General features: G+C 68.1%; 13 protein-coding genes. 10 read left to right on the top strand and 3 right to left on the bottom strand.

Going from position 1 to position 20013, the window contains the following annotated elements:
- The first annotated feature begins 71 nt into the window (after positions 1 to 71).
- The gene (locus tag ABZ434_RS02710) at positions 72 to 1103 is read left to right on the top strand and encodes an alanine racemase (RefSeq protein WP_136330867.1); all 1032 of its coding nucleotides are present in this window, start codon (positions 72 to 74) and stop codon (positions 1101 to 1103) included.
- 22 nt (positions 1104 to 1125) lie between these two features.
- Here the strand turns inward: ABZ434_RS02710 and ABZ434_RS02705 are convergent, their stop codons facing one another.
- Positions 1126 to 2610 (bottom strand): glycosyltransferase 87 family protein, encoded by a 1485-nt coding sequence (locus ABZ434_RS02705; protein ID WP_359131586.1) that lies wholly within the window; start codon positions 2608 to 2610, stop codon positions 1126 to 1128.
- Between the two features lie 135 nt (positions 2611 to 2745).
- Complete coding sequence (locus ABZ434_RS02700) at positions 2746 to 5481, bottom strand: transglycosylase domain-containing protein (RefSeq protein WP_359131584.1); 2736 nt, start codon at positions 5479 to 5481, stop codon at positions 2746 to 2748.
- A 402-nt stretch (positions 5482 to 5883) separates the two neighbouring features.
- On the opposite strand from ABZ434_RS02700, the gene ABZ434_RS02695 reads away from it, so the two are divergent.
- The 3 genes from ABZ434_RS02695 to ABZ434_RS02685 all read left to right on the top strand — a co-directional run bounded on the left by ABZ434_RS02695 (position 5884) and on the right by ABZ434_RS02685 (position 9133).
- Positions 5884 to 6588, top strand: coding sequence for a PadR family transcriptional regulator (locus ABZ434_RS02695; protein WP_359131582.1), 705 nt, complete (start codon positions 5884 to 5886; stop codon positions 6586 to 6588).
- A 61-nt stretch (positions 6589 to 6649) separates the two neighbouring features.
- Positions 6650 to 7732: an inositol-3-phosphate synthase gene (locus ABZ434_RS02690; RefSeq protein WP_359131581.1), complete on the top strand. Its 1083-nt coding sequence runs from the start codon at positions 6650 to 6652 to the stop codon at positions 7730 to 7732.
- Positions 7733 to 7855: 123 nt separating this feature from the next.
- A complete protein-coding gene (locus ABZ434_RS02685; RefSeq protein ID WP_359131580.1) occupies positions 7856 to 9133 on the top strand; it encodes an MFS transporter in 1278 nt (425 codons plus the stop codon).
- A gap of 87 nt (positions 9134 to 9220) precedes the next feature.
- On the opposite strand, the gene ABZ434_RS02680 is transcribed toward ABZ434_RS02685, so the two are convergent.
- Positions 9221 to 10663: a CCA tRNA nucleotidyltransferase gene (locus ABZ434_RS02680; protein WP_359131579.1), complete on the bottom strand. Its 1443-nt coding sequence runs from the start codon at positions 10661 to 10663 to the stop codon at positions 9221 to 9223.
- A 181-nt stretch (positions 10664 to 10844) separates the two neighbouring features.
- Between ABZ434_RS02680 and ABZ434_RS02675 the strand changes: the two genes are divergently transcribed.
- The 6 genes from ABZ434_RS02675 (at position 10845) to trxB (ending at position 19982) form a co-directional block, all read left to right on the top strand.
- Complete coding sequence (locus ABZ434_RS02675) at positions 10845 to 13139, top strand: DUF6049 family protein (protein ID WP_359131873.1); 2295 nt, start codon at positions 10845 to 10847, stop codon at positions 13137 to 13139.
- Positions 13140 to 13188: 49 nt separating this feature from the next.
- Positions 13189 to 15342, top strand: coding sequence for a murein biosynthesis integral membrane protein MurJ (gene murJ / locus ABZ434_RS02670; protein WP_359131578.1), 2154 nt, complete (start codon positions 13189 to 13191; stop codon positions 15340 to 15342).
- Between the two features lie 128 nt (positions 15343 to 15470).
- Positions 15471 to 17186 carry a serine/threonine protein kinase gene (locus ABZ434_RS02665; protein WP_359131577.1) on the top strand — a complete coding sequence of 572 codons (1716 nt, stop codon included), beginning with the start codon at positions 15471 to 15473 and terminating at the stop codon, positions 17184 to 17186.
- A gap of 72 nt (positions 17187 to 17258) precedes the next feature.
- Positions 17259 to 17969 carry an RNA polymerase sigma factor SigM gene (gene sigM, locus ABZ434_RS02660; RefSeq protein WP_359131575.1) on the top strand — a complete coding sequence of 237 codons (711 nt, stop codon included), beginning with the start codon at positions 17259 to 17261 and terminating at the stop codon, positions 17967 to 17969.
- Entirely contained in the window at positions 17966 to 18886 is a 921-nt protein-coding gene (locus ABZ434_RS02655) for a hypothetical protein (protein ID WP_359131573.1), read from the top strand. Before sigM ends, ABZ434_RS02655 begins: the two co-directional genes overlap by 4 nt.
- A 133-nt stretch (positions 18887 to 19019) precedes the next feature.
- Positions 19020 to 19982: a thioredoxin-disulfide reductase gene (gene trxB / locus ABZ434_RS02650; protein ID WP_148019650.1), complete on the top strand. Its 963-nt coding sequence runs from the start codon at positions 19020 to 19022 to the stop codon at positions 19980 to 19982.
- Positions 19983 to 20013 lie beyond the last annotated feature (31 nt).

Below are 20013 nucleotides of genomic sequence, written 5' to 3'. Positions count from 1 at the left end.
CGAGAAGGCTCTTCCGGAAGCCCGCACACCTCTGACACCACCGCAGCCACCAGAAAGGTTCCGGACCGGCCATGGCGCTCTCCCTGTACGTCGACACCGCGCGCTGGCGGGCGCACCAGAAATCCGTGCTCGACCAGTTCCCCGGCCTCGTACCGGTCTGCAAGGGCAACGGGTACGGCTTCGGCCACGAGCGCCTGGCCGACGAGGCGATCCGCTTCGGCTCCGACATCCTCGCGGTCGGCACCACCTACGAAGCGGCCCGCATCAAGGACTGGTTCAGCGGTGATCTGCTGGTACTCACGCCCTTCCGCCGGGGCGAGGAGCCGGTGCCGCTGCCCGACCGGGTCATCCGCTCCGTCTCCTCCGTGGACGGCGTACACGCCCTGGTGGGGGCCCGCGTCGTCATCGAGTGCATGAGCTCGATGAAGCGCCACGGCGTCAAGGAGGAGGAGCTCGGGCAGCTGCACGCAGCCATCGAGGACGTACGCCTCGAGGGTTTCGCCCTGCACCTCCCGCTGGACCGCACGGACGGCTCCGACGCGGTCGAGGAGGTCATCGCCTGGATGGACCGCCTCCGCGCGGCCCGGCTGCCGCTGCACACGATGTTCGTCAGCCATCTGCGTGCCGAGGAACTGGGCCGGCTGCAGCAGCAGTTCCCGCAGACCCGGTTCCGCGCCCGCATCGGTACCCGGCTGTGGCTGGGCGACCATGAGGCGACGGAGTACCGGGGCGCGGTGCTGGACGTCACCCGCGTCGTCAAGGGTGACCGGTTCGGCTACCGGCAGCAGAAGGCCGCCTCCGACGGCTGGCTGGTCGTCGTCGCGGGCGGGACGTCGCACGGTGTGGGCCTGGAGGCCCCGAAAGCCCTGCACGGCGTGATGCCACGTGCCAAGGGGGTGGCCCGGGCAGGGCTGGCCACCGTCAACCGCAATCTGTCGCCGTTCGTCTGGGCGGGCAAGCAGCGCTGGTTCGCCGAGCCGCCGCACATGCAGGTGTCGATCCTGTTCGTCCCCTCGGACGCGGAGGAGCCGCGGGTGGGCGACGAACTGGTAGCCCATCTGCGCCACACGACGACGCAGTTCGACCGGCTCGTCGACCGCTGAGGCGCCCGGGGCCGCCTGCCGCTCAGTCGGCGGCCGGCGTGCCCCACTCCACCCGCGGACCCGTCTCCGTGAATGCGGCATGGCGCGGCGGGTGCGCCGCGTGCCCCAGCACGAAGACGTCCTCGGCTCCGTCGAGCACCCCGCCCGACGGATCGTCCGAGCCGTCGCGCCGCACCACGTCGCGCTCCGGCATCAGGATGTCGCGTACGACCACGGCGCAGAGGTAGAGCGTGCCCAGCAGGTGGAGGACGATCGCCAGCTGATAGCCCTCCGTCGGCAGCCCCTGGTGCTTGTCCCCGCTCGTCGTGTAGGCGAGGTACATCCAGATGCCCAGGAAGTACATGACCTCGCACGCCTGCCAGATCAGGAAGTCCCGCCAGCGCGGCCTGGCCAGCGCGGCGAGGGGGATCAGCCACAGTACGTACTGCGGTGAGTAGACCTTGTTGACGAGGATGAACACCGCGACGACGAGGAACGCGAGCTGGGCGAACCGCGGCCTGCGGGGTGCCGTCAGCGTCAGCGCCCCGATCGCGGCGCACAGGCCCACCGTCGCAAGCGTGGAGACGGTGTTGACCGTGGAGACCTCGATGGATTCGCCGGTGCGCTGTGTGATGACCAGCCAGAACGAGCCGAAGTCGATCGAGCGCTCCTGGCTGAAGGTGTAGAACTTCTTCCAGCCCTCGGGCGCGAACACCATCACCGGCAGATTGACCACCAGCCAGGAGCCGACAGCGCCGAGTGCCGCCACCGAGAACTCCCGCCACTTCCCGGCCCGCCAGCACAGCACGAAGGCCGGGCCCAGCAGGAACACGGGATAGAGCTTGGCGGCCGTGGCCAGCCCGATCAGGATGCCGAACGCGAGGGGGCGGCTCCGGGACCACATGAGCATCGCCGCGGCCGTGAGGGCGACGGCCAGCAGGTCCCAGTTGATGGTGGCCGTGAGGGCGAACGCGGGCGCCAGCGCCACCAGCAGACCGTCCCAGGGGCGACGGCGGTGCGTACGCGCGACACACACGGCAATGACGGCGGTGCAGATCATCAGCATGCCGGCGTTGACGAGCCAGTAGGCCTGTTCCTGCTCCTGGATGGAGCCGCCCGGGGTGAACCAGGCGGCGATCTGCATGAACACCCCGGTGAGAACGGGGTACTCCAGGAACTGCATGTCGCCGGGCAGCCGGTCGAAGTACGGCACCAGGCCCTCGGCGAAACCGCGCCCGGCGAACAGGTGCGGGATGTCGGAGTAGCAGGCGTGGGTGTACTGGGAGCCTGCGCCTCTGAACCATGCCCAGTTGTAGCAGGGCAGCTTCTGCACCATGCCGAGCGCGAACATCCCGATGGCTACCAGCGCGACAGCCCCCACGGGGGTGAGCGCGGCGCTGCCGATCCGTGTCCAGCGCCCCGACCTCCCACCGATCAGCTCGCTGCCGGCCGCTGCGATCTCGTCCTGGTGCGTGGGCCGTACGACGGACCGTTCCTGGTGCACGCTCGTATCCTCTGCGCTTGGCATGCCGCACATCCTGCCGTACCGGACTGTGGAAACGACCAGGGCCGCCGCACCCTGGGGTGCCGCGGCCCTCGTCACACTCCTCGACTCTCCTCGGCCCGGTCTTGCGGACGCGCAGGATGAGTTGCCTGCCGGGCGCTACCCGGCCGGGCCACCGAAGACGTTGCCGTTCCCGTTCCCGTTCCCGTTGCCACCTGTGTCGGGTGAGGGACTGGTGCCCCCGGCACTGTCGCCTTCCGTGGTCCCTGTGGTGGTCCCGGCGTCCGTGCCGCTGGTCCCCCCGTCGGTCGTCCCGGCGTCGGTGCCCCCGTCGGTCCAGCCGGTGGAATTGCCGCCGTTGTTCTGGCAGTTCAAGTCCCACGTACCGCAGGTCGTCTGGGACGGGTCGGGCGTCGGGTTCTCAGGGGTGGGCGACGGCGTGGTGGTCTCTGTTTCGGTCGGTGTCGGCGTCGGCGTCGGGGTCGGCGTGGGTGTCGGGCTCTTGGCGCCACCGCCGTAGACCTTTTCACCGATCGGCTCCGGCTTCGGGAAGGACAGCTTCTCCTGGCCCTCCAGCGCGTCGGCCATGTAGTCGTGCCAGATCTGCGCCGGGAACGACGCACCGTGGATCGACTTCTCGCCACCGGTGCCGTACATCTTCTCGAACTTGCGGTCCTTGTTCTTCTCGTTGTCGTCCAGCCGGTACATGCTGATCGCTGTCGACAGCTGCGGGGTGTAGCCCACGAACCAGGCGGACAGGTTGTCGTCCGTCGTACCCGTCTTGCCCGCGACGTCCCGCCCGGGAAGCCTGGCGGGCGTGCCGGTTCCCTTGTCGACGACGTTCTTGAGGACGTCGGTGACGTTGTCGGCGATGATGTTGGAGAAGGCGCTCTTGGCGACCACCTTGTGCTGGTAGATCACCTCGCCGCCCTTCTTCACCTCGGTCACCGAGAACGGCTCACGCTGCTGGCCGCTGGCCGCGAAGGTGGCATACGCCCCGGCCATGCGGGTCGCGCTGGGCGAGGAGGTGCCGATGGAGAACGACGGGACGGTCGCGTTCGCCATGTACTGGTCGTCCTTGAGGCCTGCGGCGAGGGCCACGTCCTTCACCTTGTCGGTGCCGACGTCCATGCCCAACTGCACGTAGGGCGAGTTGGCGGACACCCGCATCGCCTCGCGAAGGGTGACGTTACCGAGCGACTCGTCCCCGTCGTTGACCTGGAGCCACTCCTCACCCTTCTCGTCGGTCCAGACGTCACCGTTGTACTTCTTGATCTTCAGCTCGTTGTTGCCGTTGTAGATGCTCTTCGGTGAGACCTTCGTACGCTGCGACTCATCCTGCTCGGGACCGCCCGAGGGATCCCGCTTGCCGTACTCCATCGCAGCCGCCAGCACGAACGGCTTGAAGGTCGACCCGACTGCGGCACCCGTGGGATCGGCGTTGCTGGTGTAGTGCTTCGTCGCGTCCACACCGCCGTAGATCGCTTCGATCGCACCGGTCTTCGGATTCACCGACGAGCCGCCGAACTGGACGTGGGTGTCCTTGTCGGGGCGCTTCTTGACGTCGATCTTCTCGTCGTAGACCTTCTTGACGGCCTTGCTGAGCTGGTTGACCTTCCGCTTGTCGAAGGTCGTGTGGATCTCGTAGCCGCCCTGGTCGAGCTGGTCACGGGTGATGTCGTAGTTGTTGAGGAAGTTGGACCTGGCCATCGCGACGAGGTAGCCGATCTGCCCACCCAGCTGCGCGTCCTTCTTCGGCTTGAGGGGCATCGGGAACTCGGTGTACTTGGCGCGTTCCGACTGCTCCATCCGGCCGTCCTTCACCTCCTCGTCAAGGATCCACTTCCAGCGCTTGATCGCCCGTGCCGTGTTCTTCTCCGGGGTGGCCTCGACCGAGTCGACCTCCGTGGCGCCTGCGGGGTCGTAGTAGCTGGCCCCCTTCAGCAGGGTGGCCAGGAAGGCGCACTGGCTCGCGTTCAGCTCCTTGGCGTCCTTGCCGTAGTACGTACGTGCCGCCGCCTGGATGCCCGAGGCGCCACGTCCGTAGTACGAGACGTTGAGGTACCCCGCCATGATCTGCTTCTTGTCCATCTCGCTGCCGACCTTCAGCGTGATGAAGAGCTCCTCGAACTTGCGGCTCAGGGTCTGTTCCTGGGAGAGCCGGGAGTTCTTCACATACTGCTGGGTGATCGTCGAGCCACCCTGGGTCTCGCCGCCCTTGGCCATGTTGAACACGGCGCGGGCGATACCCATGGGGTCGATGCCGTGGTCGGTGTCGAACGTCTTGTTCTCCGCGGAGATGACGGCGTTGCGCATCGCTTCCGGGATCTGGGCGTAGTCGATGATCTGACGGTTGACATCACCGCCGGTGGCCACCATCTGCGTGCCGTCTTTCCAGAAGTAGACGTTGTTCTCCGCCTTCGCGGCCGCCTGGACCTCCGGTTTGGCGACCATCGCGTACGCCAGGCCGGCGAGCCCCATCAGAAGACCCAGAAAGCCGATGCACAGGCCGGAGACCAGCTTCCAGGACGGCATCCAGCGCCGCACGCCGTACCTGTCGGCGCGCGGGTAGTCGATGAAGCGCTTCTTGGACGGACGCTGTCCACCGCGCCCACGCCCGCGACCGGGGCCCTCGTGGCCGCCGTCCCCACCTCCGCGACGCCGGCCACCCCCGCCGTCGGCACCACCGCGGCCACCGCCGCCGCGCTGGGCGGCCCGTCTGGCCGCGGCACGCCCGCCGTACGGGGTCTCCTCGCCGTACGAATCGGAAGGTGATTCTGATGTCACTCCGCGTGACGGTGCCGCGCGGCGTCCGGGGGACTGCTGGGCGGCTCGTCTGGCCGCGGCACGTCCGCCACCTTGCGGTTGCGGCATCTTGCGACGGTGCTCGCTCATCGAACGACTACTCCTCGGGCAGGCGAGAGCGCCTGGAAGCGGCAGTTGATATCCGGTCCCCCCGAATTACGGACCAGCCCCGCGAGAGGCTCATCCGCAGTGCGTCCGGCCAGTCCGCGAAGACTGACGCGCTCGGACGTCACACGGTTCCCGGTGGTCTGCATTCCGCACAGACTACGCACGGTCAAAACCCCCCTGGGGCCGAACTTCACCCCAAATTACGCAAGTCGGTTGCTACGAATTGGCGATGTGACGCCGCTCACTAAGGCCCCCCTTGTCGCAGCCCCGTCTCCGATCTATCGTGCTGATGTATCGAGTCGATACATCAGCTCGGTACATCGACTCGGTACATCGGCTCGGTACAGGGTCACGCGAGAGCACTCGAAGAAGGAGGAGGCGAGGTTGAGCAGACGCTCAGGCATCCTCGAGTTCGCCGTCCTCGGGCTGCTCCGTGAGTCCCCCATGCACGGTTATGAGCTGCGCAAGCGCCTCAACACCTCGCTGGGGATCTTCCGTGCCTTCAGCTACGGAACCCTCTACCCCTGTCTCAAGACGCTGGTCACCAACGGCTGGTTGATCGAGGAACCAGGGAATGCTCCGGCAGACCTTCCGCCCGGCACCGGCCGTGCGGTCGCCCCCGCCTCTTCGCTGGCAGGGCGCCGCGCCAAGATCGTCTACCGGTTGACGGCAGAAGGTAAGGAGCACTTCGAGGAACTGCTCTCGCACACCGGCCCCGACTCCTGGGAGGACGAGCACTTCGCTGCTCGTTTCGCCTTCTTCGGACAGACGGAGCACGACGTGCGGATGCGGGTGCTGGAAGGCCGTCGCAGCCGGCTGGAAGAGCGCCTCGAGAAGATGAGCGCTTCTCTGGCCCGCACCCGCGAGCGCCTCGACGACTACACACTTGAGCTGCAGCGACACGGCATGGAGTCCGTGGAGCGCGAAGTGCGCTGGCTGAACGAGCTCATCGAGAGCGAGCGGTCGGGACGGGATCAGCGACGATCCTCGCCCGAGGGCTCAGCTCAGCAGGACACCGCAGGAGAGCCGGACGGCCTGCCCCGGCGGGGTAACAACCCGCCGGATCCGTCCGGCGACACCGCCAAGTGAGTTCCCCGCAGATCCGCGGGGCCTCATCAGGAACATCCATTACACACAGGGAGCAACCGGAATGGGTTCGGTTCGCGTAGCCATCGTCGGCGTGGGCAACTGCGCCGCCTCGCTGGTCCAGGGCGTCGAGTACTACAAGGACGCCGATCCGGCCGGCAAGGTGCCCGGTCTGATGCACGTCCAGTTCGGCGAGTACCACGTGCGGGACGTCGAGTTCGTCGCCGCCTTCGACGTCGACGCGAAGAAGGTCGGCCTCGACCTCTCGGACGCCATCGGCGCCAGCGAGAACAACACCATCAAGCTCTGCGACGTGCCGAGCGCCGGTATCACCGTCCAGCGCGGTCACACCCACGACGGCCTGGGCAAGTACTACCGCCAGACCATCGAGGAGTCGACCGAGGCCCCGGTCGACATCGTCCAGATCCTCAAGGACCGCAAGGTCGACGTCCTGGTCTGCTACCTGCCGGTCGGCTCCGAGGTCGCTGCGAAGTTCTACGCGCAGTGCGCCATCGACGCCAAGGTCGCGTTCGTCAACGCCCTCCCGGTCTTCATCGCCGGTACCAAGGAGTGGGCTGACAAGTTCACCGAGGCCGGCGTCCCGATCGTCGGCGACGACATCAAGTCGCAGGTCGGCGCCACCATCACGCACCGCGTGATGGCGAAGCTGTTCGAGGACCGGGGCGTCGTCCTGGACCGCACGATGCAGCTGAACGTCGGCGGCAACATGGACTTCAAGAACATGCTCGAGCGTGAGCGCCTGGAGTCCAAGAAGATCTCCAAGACGCAGGCCGTCACCTCGCAGATCCGTGACCGCGAGCTCGGTGCAGACAACGTCCACATCGGCCCGTCGGACTACGTGGCCTGGCTGGACGACCGCAAGTGGGCGTACGTGCGCCTCGAGGGCCGCGCGTTCGGTGACGTTCCGCTGAACCTGGAGTACAAGCTCGAGGTCTGGGACTCCCCGAACTCGGCCGGTGTCATCATCGACGCCGTTCGCGCAGCGAAGATCGCCAAGGACCGCGGTATCGGCGGTCCGATCCTCTCCGCGTCCTCGTACTTCATGAAGTCCCCGCCGGTTCAGTACTTCGACGACGAGGCCCGCGAGAACGTCGAGAAGTTCATCCGCGGTGAGGTCTCCGACTGACTCACCTGACACGGTGCGTCGGCGCGGTGTGACGAGGAGCGGCAGCACTCCTCGACTCCCGCACCGTTGAGGGTCCCCGGGCAATCCGCCCGGGGACCCTCAACATATGTGACCCTTGCTCCCATGCCCGTCGTGCGTGACCTGCGCGTACTCCTGCGCCTTCGGAACTTCCGCCGCCTGCTGACCGTGCGGATCCTGTCCCAGTCGGCCGACGGCGTCTATCAGGTCGCCCTTGCGGCGCATGTCGTCTTCTCCCCGGAGAAGCAGGCGTCCGCCGGTGCGATCGCCTCCGCGATGGCCGTACTCCTGCTGCCCTACTCGCTCATCGGCCCGTTCGCCGGTGTACTGCTGGACCGCTGGCCGCGCAGGCAAGTCTTTCTCTACGGCAACCTGCTGCGCGCCGCACTCGCTTGCTGCACGGCGCTCCTGATCCTCGGTTCCGCCCCCGACTGGCTCTTCTACACCTCGGCGCTCTGCGTCACCGCCGTCAACCGCTTCGTCCTGGCCGGCCTCTCCGCCGCACTGCCACGCGTCGTCGAACGCGACCTGCTGGTACTGGCCAACTCCCTGTCACCGACCGCCGGCACCCTCGCCGCCACGGCAGGCGGCGGTCTCGCCTTCGCCGTCCGAGTGGTCCTCGCGGACTCCGATGCCGCCGTGGTGCTCCTGGGCGCCGGGCTCTACTTCGCCTCAGCACTGGCTTCCTTGAGTCTCGCCGCCGACCTGCTGGGACCGGACCGGCGTGAGAGCCGCCTTCACCTGCGTGCGGCGCTGGCCACCACAGCACGCGGCCTGCGTCACGGAGTGCGCCATCTGGCAGAGCGAAGGAACGCTGCCCGGGCGCTGGCCGCAATGACAGTGATCCGCTTCTGCTACGGGGCACTGACGGTCATGGTCCTGATGCTGTGCCGGTACGCCTGGACCGACAACGATTCCGACGGGCTGGCGCTGCTCGGCCTGGCGGTCGGGGTGTCCGGTGCGGGATTCTTCACGGCGGCCGTACTGACGCCCTGGGCCGCCGGCCGTCTGGGCAGATTCCGCTGGATGATGGTGTGCGCGGCAGCGGCCGCAGTCCTTGAACCGGCCCTGGGCCTCTGGTTCACGCCCGTCCCGATGCTCGTCGCAGCGTTCATCCTCGGACTGGTCACCCAGGGGGCAAAGATCGCGACGGACACCGTAGTGCAGACCTCAGTGGACGACTCTTTCCGCGGCAGGGTCTTCTCGCTCTACGACGTGCTGTTCAACGTGGCCTTCGTGGGTGCCGCCGCAGCTTCCGCGGTGCTCCTGCCCGCAGACGGGAGATCGGCAACGGTGGTGATCGGGGTCGCACTGCTCTACGCCGTAGTAGCCGTATTGCTGTCGCGATGGAGCAGGGCCGACCGAGGGCGCTGTTTCACGTGAAACAGCGCCCTCGGTGTATCCGCGGCCGGTCATGTTTCACGTGAAACATGACGTGCCGCGCAGGGGACTGAGCGGGCCTCAGCGACCTCAGCTCTGTGCCGCCCACCACTTCTTGAGCTCTGCCACCGCCGCGTCATGCTCCATCGGCCCGTTCTCCAAACGCAGTTCCAGCAGGAACGCGTACGCCTTGCCGATGACCGGTCCCGGTCCGACGTCGAGGATCTGCATGATCTCGTTGCCGTCCAGGTCCGGCCGGATCGAATCCAGCTCCTCCTGGTCCTGCAACTGAGCAATGCGCTCCTCCAACCCGTCATAGGTCCGCGAGAGAGCACTGGCCTTGCGTTTGTTACGCGTGGTGCAGTCCGAGCGAGTCAGCTTGTGCAGCCGCTCCAGCAGGGGCCCCGCATCGCGTACATAGCGGCGGACCGCCGAGTCGGTCCACTCGCCGTCGCCGTACCCATGGAAGCGCAGGTGCAGTTCCACCAGCTTGGCAACGTCCTTGACCAGGTCATTCGAGTACTTGAGCTCGGTCATTCGCTTCTTGACCATTTTGGCGCCCACCACCTCGTGGTGGTGGAACGAGACGCGCCCGTCCTTCTCGAACCGCCGGGTCCTCGGCTTGCCGATGTCATGGAGGAGGGCGGCGAGACGCAGAACGAGGTCCGGGCCGTCCTCCTCGAGGTCGATCGCCTGCTCCAGGACGGTCAGGGAGTGCTCGTACACATCCTTGTGACGGTGATGCTCGTCACTTTCCAGCTGGAGCGCGGGGAGCTCGGGAAGGACCTGCTCGGCGAGTCCCGTGTCGACGAGGAGGGCCAGCCCCTTACGGGGATGCGCGGAAAGCAGGAGCTTGTTGAGCTCCTCCCTCACTCTCTCGGCGGAGACGATCTCGATCCGGCCCGCCATCGCCGTCATCGCGGAGACGACGTCCGGAGCAACCTCGAAGTCCAGCTGCGCGGCAAAACGCGCGGCACGCAGCATGCGCAGGGGGTCGTCGGAGAACGACTCCTCAGGCGTTCCGGGCGTGCGCAGCACTCGCTCAGCCAGGTCCGCGAGGCCGCCGTGCGGATCGACGAACTCCTTCTGCGGCAGCGCGACGGCCATCGCGTTCACCGTGAAATCACGGCGGACCAGGTCTTCCTCGATGGAGTCACCGTAGGAGACCTCGGGCTTTCGCGAGGTTCTGTCGTACGCCTCGGACCGGTATGTGGTGACTTCGATCTGGTAGCCGTCCTTCTGGGCTCCCACCGTGCCGAAGGCGATGCCGACCTCCCACACCGAGTCCGCCCAGGGCCTGACGATCTTCAGTACGTCCTCGGGGCGCGCGTCGGTCGTGAAGTCGAGGTCGTTCCCCAGCCGGCCGAGGAGGGCGTCCCGGACCGAGCCGCCGACCAGAGCAAGACTGAATCCGGCATCCTGGAATCGGCGGGCGAGAGCGTCGGCGACAGGGGACACCCGCAGCAGTTCGCTGACTGCGCGGAGCTGCACCTGGGTCAGGGCGCTGGGGTTGTCTTCGTTGGCGTTCGGCACAACAGAAAAGGGTACGTGCCCGGACCGGCCCCGGCGTCATGGTTTCCGCTCACCCTGCGAGACTCTCCCGATCATGTGGCGGACTCCCCGGCACTTGGTCACTGCGCACCTCGTTACCATGCGGGGACGCAGCAACGGACAACGAGTGACAGCAGCTGACGACGACGAGGGACGGATACGCGTGGCCGAGGCGGCAGACATCCAGGGGATGAGTCCTTCTCCTGCCCGCCGGTGGCTGCGGCGCACAGCCACCGCGCTCGCCGGGGCTCCGCTCGTGGCCGCCCTGCTGGCGGGGGTGGCCGCTGCGCCTGCGCAGGCCGGCGGGACGAACAGGGCTCCGGAATCCAGCACCGTCTCGGTGACCCTGGACACCCTGACGCCTAGCGCCCCTGTGAAGGGAGACACGCTCACCGTCTCCGGCACCCTGACCAACAAGGGCAAGGAAGCTGTTACCGACGCACAGGTCGATCTACGTGTGGGCCCGCGGCTCTACGGCAGGACCTCGATCGACGCGGCGGCTCAGCGCACCGGTTACGTTCCCGGCACCGACCCCTATCCCGTCGGGGGCAAGTACACGGTCGAGATCGACAAGCTTCCTTCGGGCATCAGCCAGGACTTCACGCTTTCCGTGCCGGTCAGCAAGCTGGACCTCGGCGACGACGGGGTCTACCAGCTGGGCGTCTCGCTGTCGGGCCGGACAACTCGCGCCCAGTACGACCACGTGCTCGGCATCGAGCGGACGTTCCTGCCCTGGCAGAACAAGGACAGTGACTCCAAAACCGGGATCAGCTACCTCTGGCCGTTGATCGCGTCGGCCCATCTCACCGCGGAGACCGGATCCGACGAACAGCAGACCCCGGTGTTCGCCGATGACGACCTGGCGGCCGAGATCGCACCGGGCGGTCGCCTCGAGCGGATGGTGTCGCTCGGCAGCCAGCTGCCCGTGACCTGGGTCCTCGACCCCGATCTGCTGGCCAGTGTCGACGCCATGACCAAGAGTTACCGCGTCAAGTCGGGCGACACCACGGTCGCCGGGACGAATCAGGCCGTGGCCAAGAAGTGGCTCAGCTCGCTGGAAGCTGCGGTAGCCGACGCCAAGGTCGTCGCGCTGCCCTTCGGGGACCCCGACCTTGCTTCCATCGCGCACCGCGGCAAGAACGTGTCCGGCACGCTCAGCCACCTCCAGACGGCCAGCGAGGTCGCCGGGGTGACGGTGGAGACCATCCTCCACCTGAAGCCGTCGACCGACTTCGCCTGGCCCGTCGACGGTGCGATCGACCCGTCCATCGTGGATGTCGCGACCTCGACGGGCGCCCACAACGTGATCGCCCGCAGCGACAGCCTGCAGGAGACCGCCGACCTGGCGTACACACCGACCGCAGCCCGTCCGATCGGCGGCGGAACCACAGCGGTGGTGTCCGACGCCCGGCTCTCCACGGCTTTCCAGGGCGATATGGCGAAGGCCGGGGACTCCACGCTCGCCGTTCAGAAGTTCCTCGCGCTCACGCTCGCCCTGTCCGAGCAGGACACGGACAAGGACCGAAGCATTGTCGTAGCGCCCCAGCGCATGCCGACCATCGCCCAGGCCCAGTCGATGGCCCGTGCCCTGCACACCCTCGACGACGGCCGCTGGACGCAGTCCCAGACCCTCATTCAGGCAGCGACCGCGAAGCCGGACGCAGAGGCGACCACCGCGGTCCCCCGGACGTCCCAGTACCCGAAGAGGCTGCGCAGCCAGGAGCTGCCCACCCAGGCCTTCCAGGACATCAAGTCCACCCAGGCCTCCCTCGACAACTTCCAGGTCATCCTCACCCAGCCCGAGCGGGTGGTGACCCCCTTCGGTAACGCCGTCAACCGGTCCATGTCGACGTCGTGGCGGGGCAAGCCCCTGGAGGCCCAGCAGTACCGGGACTCGGTGCGCACCTACCTCCAGGGCCTCATCAACGAGGTCCAGCTCATCTCGAAGTCCGATGTCACCCTGTCCGGCCGCAGCGCCACGATCCCTGTGACGGTGCAGAACAGACTGCTCCAGGACGTCGACCACCTGGTGCTCCGGCTGAAGTCGGAGAATGCGACGCGCCTTGAGCTGAACGACGGCGGGGCCATGGCGGAACAGCCCATCCAGATCGGCGCCGGCCACAGCCAGTCCGTGAAGTTCGATGCCGCGGCCAACATCAACGGCCAGGTCCAGATGACCGCGCAGCTCTACACGGAGGACGGCAGGCCGTACGGCGCGGAGATGGCCTTCACCGTGAAGGTGTCCGAGCTCACCCCCACGGTGCTGCTCGTGATCGCCGGGGGACTCCTGCTCCTGGTCCTCGCCGGAATCCGGATGTATGCACATCGCAAGCGTGCCAACGCGGGCGGCGCGGCGGGCGACGACGGCAGTGAACCCGAGCAGCCGAGTGACCCGACGCCGGACACCGGTCCCGAAAGCGCGGAGCCGTCGGGCACGGGTGAGAAAGTGGACCGTTGAGCGATGTCTGTCGTGGCCGGTCGGCCGGGGACGATGAGGTGGGGTTTCGATGAACGCGCCGTACGACGGTGACCGCGGTCAGGGTACGGGCGGAGCTGGGTATCCCGGGGGGCCACCGGTGCCCCCCGGTCCGGAGCAGGAGCCGCCGGCCCCGGACCCGTATCTGCAGGCCGCGTACGACTACGACCCCTACAGGTCCCAGGACCTTTCCGCCCAGGACCCGGTGAGCGAGGCGCTGTACGACCGCGCCGCGCATCCGCCGCCACCCCCTGGCACCTACCAGCAGCCGCAGCCGCTCTACCAGCAGCCGCCGGCCGCCCAGTACCCACCCGACCCCCGGATCTGGGCGCAGACACCGCCCCCCGAGCCGGACGGCCCGTCGCGCCATCTGCCGTACGGGGACGACGCCGCGACCACCCAGTTCGTGGGCGTGGACGATCTCGTCACCCAGGCATCGACGAACCGCGAGGAGCCGGACGCGTTCGCGCACCTCTTCCGGGACCAGGAAGGCCCGGCAGGGGTCCCGGACCGGCCCGAGCCGTCCCCCGCCCCCGCGCCCCCGAAGTCCGGTGGCGGACGGGCATCCGGTCTGCTGAAGTCCAGCGCGGTCATGGCCGCCGGCACCCTCGTCTCACGGCTCACCGGCTTCGTCCGCAGCCTGGTGATCACCGCCGCGCTCGGCGCGGCCCTGCTCGGCGACAGTTTCACCATCGCGTACACGCTGCCGACGATGATCTACATCCTCACCGTGGGCGGCGGCCTCAACTCGGTCTTCGTCCCGCAGCTCGTCCGCTCGATGAAGGACGACGAGGACGGCGGTGAGGCCTACGCCAACCGGCTGCTGACCCTCGTGATGGTCGCACTCGGACTGATTGTCGCCGTAGCGGTCTTCGCCGCGCCCTTCCTCATCCGCCTGATGTCGTCGACGATCGCCTCCGACGCCGCGGCCAACAACGTGGCCACCACGTTCGCCCGGTACTGCCTGCCCACCATCTTCTTCATGGGTGTGCACGTCGTCATGGGGCAGATCCTCAACGCCCGCGGAAAGTTCGGCGCGATGATGTGGACCCCGGTCCTCAACAACATCGTCATGATCGTCACTTTCGGCCTGTTCATCTGGGTCTACGGCACCTCCCACGAGTCCCAGATGGGCGTCCAGACGATTCCGCCGGAGGGCATCCGGCTGCTCGGCATCGGTACGCTGCTCGGCCTGGTCGTGCAGGCCCTGGCCATGATCCCGTACCTGCGCGAGGCCGGATTCCGCTTCCGCCCGCGCTTCGACTGGAGGGGCCACGGCCTCGGCAAGACGGTGAAGCTGGCCAAGTGGACGGTGCTGTTCGTCCTGGCCAACCAGGCCGGGGTACTGGTCGTCACCCAGCTGGCGACCTCCGCAGGCAAGGCATCCGGTCAGAACGGGGCGGGCTTCCTCGCCTACTCCAACGCACAGCTGATCTGGGGCATGCCGCAGGCGATCATCACCGTCTCGGTCATGGCCGCTCTGCTGCCACGCATCTCCCGGGCCGCCCATGACAACGACCCGGGCGCGGTCCGCGACGACATCTCTCAGGGCCTGCGCAACTCCGCGGTGGCCATCGTGCCGGTCGCCTTCGCCTTCCTGGCCCTGGGCGTGCCGATGTGCACCCTGCTCTACGCTTCCAGCGGCCCTGAGGCCGCCCGCTCCATGGGATTCATCCTGATGGCCTTCGGCCTCGGACTGATTCCCTACTCCGTGCAGTACGTGGTACTCCGAGGGTTCTACGCGTACGAGGACACCCGGACGCCCTTCTACAACACCGTCATCGTCGCCCTCGTCAACGCGGCCGCCTCAGCCATCTGCTACGTCGTGCTCCCCGCCCAGTGGGCTGTCGTCGGCATGGCGGCCTCCTACGGGCTCGCCTACGCCGTCGGCGTCGGTATCGCGTGGCGCCGGCTGCGCAACCGCCTGGGCGGCGATCTGGACGGCGCCCACGTCCTGCGTACCTACGCCCGCCTGTGCCTCGCCGCGATCCCTGCGGCACTGGTCGCCGGCGGGGTGGGATTCGGTCTTCTCCACGCCCTCGGCGACGGTGCCTCGGGCTCGCTCCTGGCCCTGCTCTGCGGTGGCATCGTGCTGCTGGGAGTCTTCATCGTCGCGGCGAAGCGGATGCGGATCGAAGAGATCAACGGCATGGTCGGCATGATCAGGGGAAGGCTCGGTCGCTGAGGATCACCGGCCCGCACAACCATCGCCGGTCCCCGCGTGTCGTGCATGGTGCCGGAGTGTGGGCACAATTGGCGTGACTGTGCGGGGCTGGCTGGCATCGCCCAACGGATGGGGAGGCAGGAACGACGGTGGCGGAACGTAGCACGGCTGCCGTCGACGTGGCCGACAACAGTGGCGACGAGCCGCTGCCCGCGAAAGCGGACGAGGCCACGAGCGACGGTACGGCAGAAGCGCAGGATTCAACGGGTACAGGCCCCAAGGACGCGGAGAACGAGCCGAGCGGCTCCGGAATCACCGTGCCGACCCCTGATCTGCACAGCGGTCACAAACTTGCCGGGCGCTACCGGCTCGAGGAGTGCGTCACTCGCCTGGACGGGTTCAGCAGTTGGCGCGCCGTCGACGAGAAACTGCGCCGCGCTGTGGGCGTACACCTCCTGCCCGCAGACCATCCGCGGGCCCGTTCCGTGCTGGCCGCGGCCCGATCGTCCGCCCTGCTCGGCGACCCTCGCTTCGTGCAGGTCCTCGACGCCGTGGAGGAGAACGATCTCGTCTACGTCGTCCACGAATGGCTTCCGGACGCCACCGAGCTGACCGCTCTCCTGGGCGCGGGACCGATGGACGCTCACGACGCCTACCAGCTCGTCAGTCAGATCTCGCAGGCAATGGCTGCCGCGCACCGAGAGGGCCTGGCACATCTGAGGCTGACACCCGGAGCGGTGCTGCGCAGTTCCTCCGGCCAATACCGCATCCGCGGCCTCGCGGTGAACGCGGCGCTGCGGGGGATCACCTCCGACGGACCGCAGCGCGCCGACACCGAGGCGATCGGCGCCCTTCTGTACGCCGCGCTGACCCAGCGCTGGCCGTACGAGAGCGATGCCTACGGCCTCACAGGGCTCCCCAAGGGCGTGGGGCTGCTCGCACCCGATCAGGTGCGGGCCGGGGTCCACCGAGGCCTCTCGGAGATCGCCATGCGGGCGCTCGCCAATGACGGGGCCACGGCCTCCCGTCAGGAACAGCCGTGCACCACCCCGGACGAGCTCGCCAAGGCCGTCGCGGCGATGCCGCGCATCCGGCCGCCCGAGCCCACGTTCACCGCCCCGCCGGAGTACCAGCGAACCACGTACCAGCAGGGCACCTTCGGGCGCCCGGCCGGACCCGGCGCCGGCGTCCCCCAGCCGACCGTCGTCCCCCCTGCCCCGCTCCAGAGCCGCACCGGGAAAGCCCTCAAGTGGGCGGTGTCCGCGCTGCTCATCGCCGCCCTGGGTCTCGGCAGCTGGCAGCTCGCGGAGACGCTCCTCGACCGCGACAACGGCTCTGACGACCCGGGCACGACCCAGACCAACCCGGAGAACGGCGACGAGCCGAAGCCCCGTCCTGCCGTGCCGCTGAAGATTGAGGGTGCCTCGGAGTTCACGCCCAGCGGCTCGGGCATCAACCAGAACGATGCTCCGAACACCGCCGACGGCAAGCCGGGCACCTCATGGGTCACTCCGCGCTACAAGGGCTACCCGAATTTCGGCAACCTCGATTCCCGCAAGGACGGCAGCGGGATCATCGTCGACCTGGGCAGCGTGCAGGACGTCTCGGGCGTCGACATCACGATGTACCGCAGCGGGCAGACGGCCGAGGTCCTGGCAGCCGACGACAACGCCTCCGCGCCCTCGTCGCTCTCGGACTTCCCGCAGCGCCTCACCCAGCTGGGAACGGCGGGAAGCAGCCTCAAGGAGAGCCTCTCCAAGCCGGTGCGGACCCGGTACATCCTGATCCACATCACGGAGCTCGCACAGGACGACACCGGCAGTGGATACCGCGGAGGAATTTCGGAGATCTCCGTTCTCGGGTGATCAGCCCTCCCCCTGCCCACCTGAACCGTGATAGACAGACGCACCTTGAATCGGAGAGGGAGGGAGGGGGAGGTGGCCGCCGAGCCGTCCGGACCACTCAGCGACTCAGACCTCCTCGCTCGCCACGTAGCCGGCGACCCCGATGCCTTCGGTGAGCTCGTACGACGGCACCGCGACCGGTTGTGGGCCGTGGCGCTGCGTACCCTGGGAGACCGCGAGGAAGCGGCCGATGCCGTACAGGACGCCCTGATCTCCGCCTTCCGCGCAGCCCATACCTTCCGGGGTCAGTCCGCCGTCACCACCTGGCTGCACCGCATCACCGTCAACGCCTGCCTCGACCGGGTCCGCAAGGCCTCTTCCCGGAAGACCGCGCCCGTTGACGACCCGGAGCGGCTCGATCAGCTCATGGAGCCCCATGAGTCGGCCGAGGCTCCCGCTGAGCGCCAGGACCTTCAGCGCGAACTGCTCGCGGCCCTGGCCACCCTCCCCGCCGAACAGCGTGCTGCCCTCGTCCTCGTCGATATGCAGGGGTACCCGGTAGCGGAGGCTGCGCGCATCCTCGATGTGCCGGTCGGCACCGTGAAGAGCCGCTGTGCGCGGGGACGCGCCAGGCTGGCCCCTCAGCTCACCCATCTCCGGAGCAGCAACGGCGACGGCGAGCAGCCGCAGGCGGAGGCGGAAGGGAACCGGACGCCGAGAGCATCCGTCCCACCGGCGGCGGGACCAAGAGACGCAGCCAAGAGCGACCCAGCAGCAGTGAAGGGCGGAGGTGGACACGCATGACCTCGACGACCGATACGACCCAGCACCCGGACGTCTCGGAGATCTCCGACCTCACCGAGGGCCTGCTCTCCTCCTCCCGCACGGCTGACGTCCAGCGCCACGTGGACGGTTGTGAACTCTGCGCCGCCGTTCATACGTCGCTTCAGGAGATCCGCGACCTCCTCGGCACCCTGCCCGCCCCGGAGCCCATGCCCTCCGACGTCGCAGATCGCATCGACGCCGCACTCGCGGCCGAGGCCGCCACCGCCCGCGTGGTGCCCGAGGCGGCTGATGTTTCACGTGAAACAACGTCCTCCGAGATCGCGGACCGTCCCGCCGGACACGCGCGTGCCGCAACGGGTCCTGGCCGGCGCCCCGCGCGTCGGCGCCGCCGCACAGCCGTGCTCGGCGCCGCCCTCGGAGCTGCGGTGATCGGCGTGAGCATTTTCCTGCTGCAGAACGTCCAGCTGTCTCAGGGCAGCAACGACAGCACCGCATTGGACCGTGGCGCCGCCCTTTCGAAGGCCGGGCCACACGCGTTCTCCCAGTCCACGCTTGAGGAGCGAGTTCACAGCCTCTTGGATTCCGGCTCGGACGCCGCGAGCCCACAGGACTCCGGCGGCGAAGAGCGGGACCCGTCCGCGGACACGAAGTCCTCGGCGGAATCCACTTCTCCCCATTCCGCGTCACCCCAGAGCCCACTCCGCGCTCCCGCCGCTGCGGTCCCCTCCTGCGTGGAGCAGGGCATCGGCCGGGACAACCCGGCCCTCGCCGTCGAACGGGGCACCTACGAGGGGGCCGATGCCTTCCTCGTCGTTCTGCCGCACCCCACGGACCCCACCCGGGTCCAGGCGTACGTCGTCGACGCCACATGTGTCGGCGCCGAGCCCGCAGCCAAGGGGAAACTCCTGCTGACACACGTCTACGCGCGCCCCTGAGAATCACGCCGGATGGAGCCCCGGCACGTCGGGAATGCATCCCCCGTAGGATCCGTTGGGTGGGGTGAGAGTCGTTGAACCGACCCCAGTAGGCGTGGACAGTAGGCAGTCTGCAGAGACGAGGAAGAAACCCGTGAGCGACGTGCGTAATGTGATCATCATCGGCTCCGGCCCCGCGGGCTACACAGCCGCCCTGTACACCGCGCGCGCCTCGCTGAAGCCGCTGGTGTTCGAGGGCGCCGTCACCGCTGGTGGCGCGTTGATGAACACCACCGACGTGGAGAACTTCCCCGGTTTCCAGGACGGGATCATGGGCCCCGAGCTCATGGACAACATGCGCGCCCAGGCCGAGCGCTTCGGAGCCGAGCTCATCCCCGACGACGTGATCTCGGTGGATCTCACCGGTGACATCAAGACGGTCACCGACACCGCCGGCACGGTGCACCGTGCCAAGGCCGTCATCGTCACCACCGGCTCACAGCACCGCAAGCTCGGTCTGCCCAACGAGGACGCCCTCTCCGGACGTGGCGTCTCCTGGTGTGCGACCTGCGACGGCTTCTTCTTCAAGGACCAGGACATCGCCGTGGTCGGCGGCGGCGACACCGCGATGGAAGAGGCCACGTTCCTCTCCCGCTTCGCGAAGTCGGTCACCATCGTCCACCGCCGTGACTCCCTGCGTGCCTCCAAGGCCATGCAGGACCGCGCGTTCGCCGACCCGAAGATCAAGTTCGCGTGGGACAGCGAGGTCGCCGGTGTCCACGGCGAGCAGAAGCTTTCCGGTCTGACCCTGCGTAACACGAAGACCGGTGAGACGTCCGAGCTCCCCGTGACCGGGCTGTTCATCGCCGTCGGCCACGACCCGCGCACGGAGCTCTTCAAGGGCCAGCTCGACCTCGATGACGAGGGCTACCTCAAGGTCGCCGCCCCCTCGACGCGCACCAACCTCACCGGTGTCTTCGGTGCCGGTGACGTCGTCGACCACACCTACCGGCAGGCCATCACCGCTGCCGGCACCGGCTGCTCCGCCGCCCTCGACGCCGAGCGCTTCCTGGCCGCGCTCGCCGACGACGAAAAGGCTGCCGCAGCCACCGTCTGATCCACGCCTCACCCCACACCCCGCTTAGTTA

The organism is Streptomyces sp. NPDC005761 (assembly GCF_040630635.1).
In the GTDB taxonomy this organism is placed as follows: Bacteria; Actinomycetota; Actinomycetes; order Streptomycetales; family Streptomycetaceae; genus Streptomyces.
This window is presented reverse-complemented; position numbering and strand designations above follow the sequence as displayed.

Coding starts and splice junctions, on each gene's coding strand:
- ABZ434_RS02710 (WP_136330867.1), top strand. CDS start 72: ATGGCGCTCTCCCTGTACGTCGACACCGCGCGCTGGCGGGCGCACCAG.
- ABZ434_RS02705 (WP_359131586.1), bottom strand. CDS start 2,610: ATGCCAAGCGCAGAGGATACGAGCGTGCACCAGGAACGGTCCGTCGTA.
- ABZ434_RS02700 (WP_359131584.1), bottom strand. CDS start 5,481: ATGAGCGAGCACCGTCGCAAGATGCCGCAACCGCAAGGTGGCGGACGT.
- ABZ434_RS02690 (WP_359131581.1), top strand. CDS start 6,650: ATGGGTTCGGTTCGCGTAGCCATCGTCGGCGTGGGCAACTGCGCCGCC.
- ABZ434_RS02685 (WP_359131580.1), top strand. CDS start 7,856: ATGCCCGTCGTGCGTGACCTGCGCGTACTCCTGCGCCTTCGGAACTTC.
- murJ (WP_359131578.1), top strand. CDS start 13,189: ATGAACGCGCCGTACGACGGTGACCGCGGTCAGGGTACGGGCGGAGCT.
- ABZ434_RS02655 (WP_359131573.1), top strand. CDS start 17,966: ATGACCTCGACGACCGATACGACCCAGCACCCGGACGTCTCGGAGATC.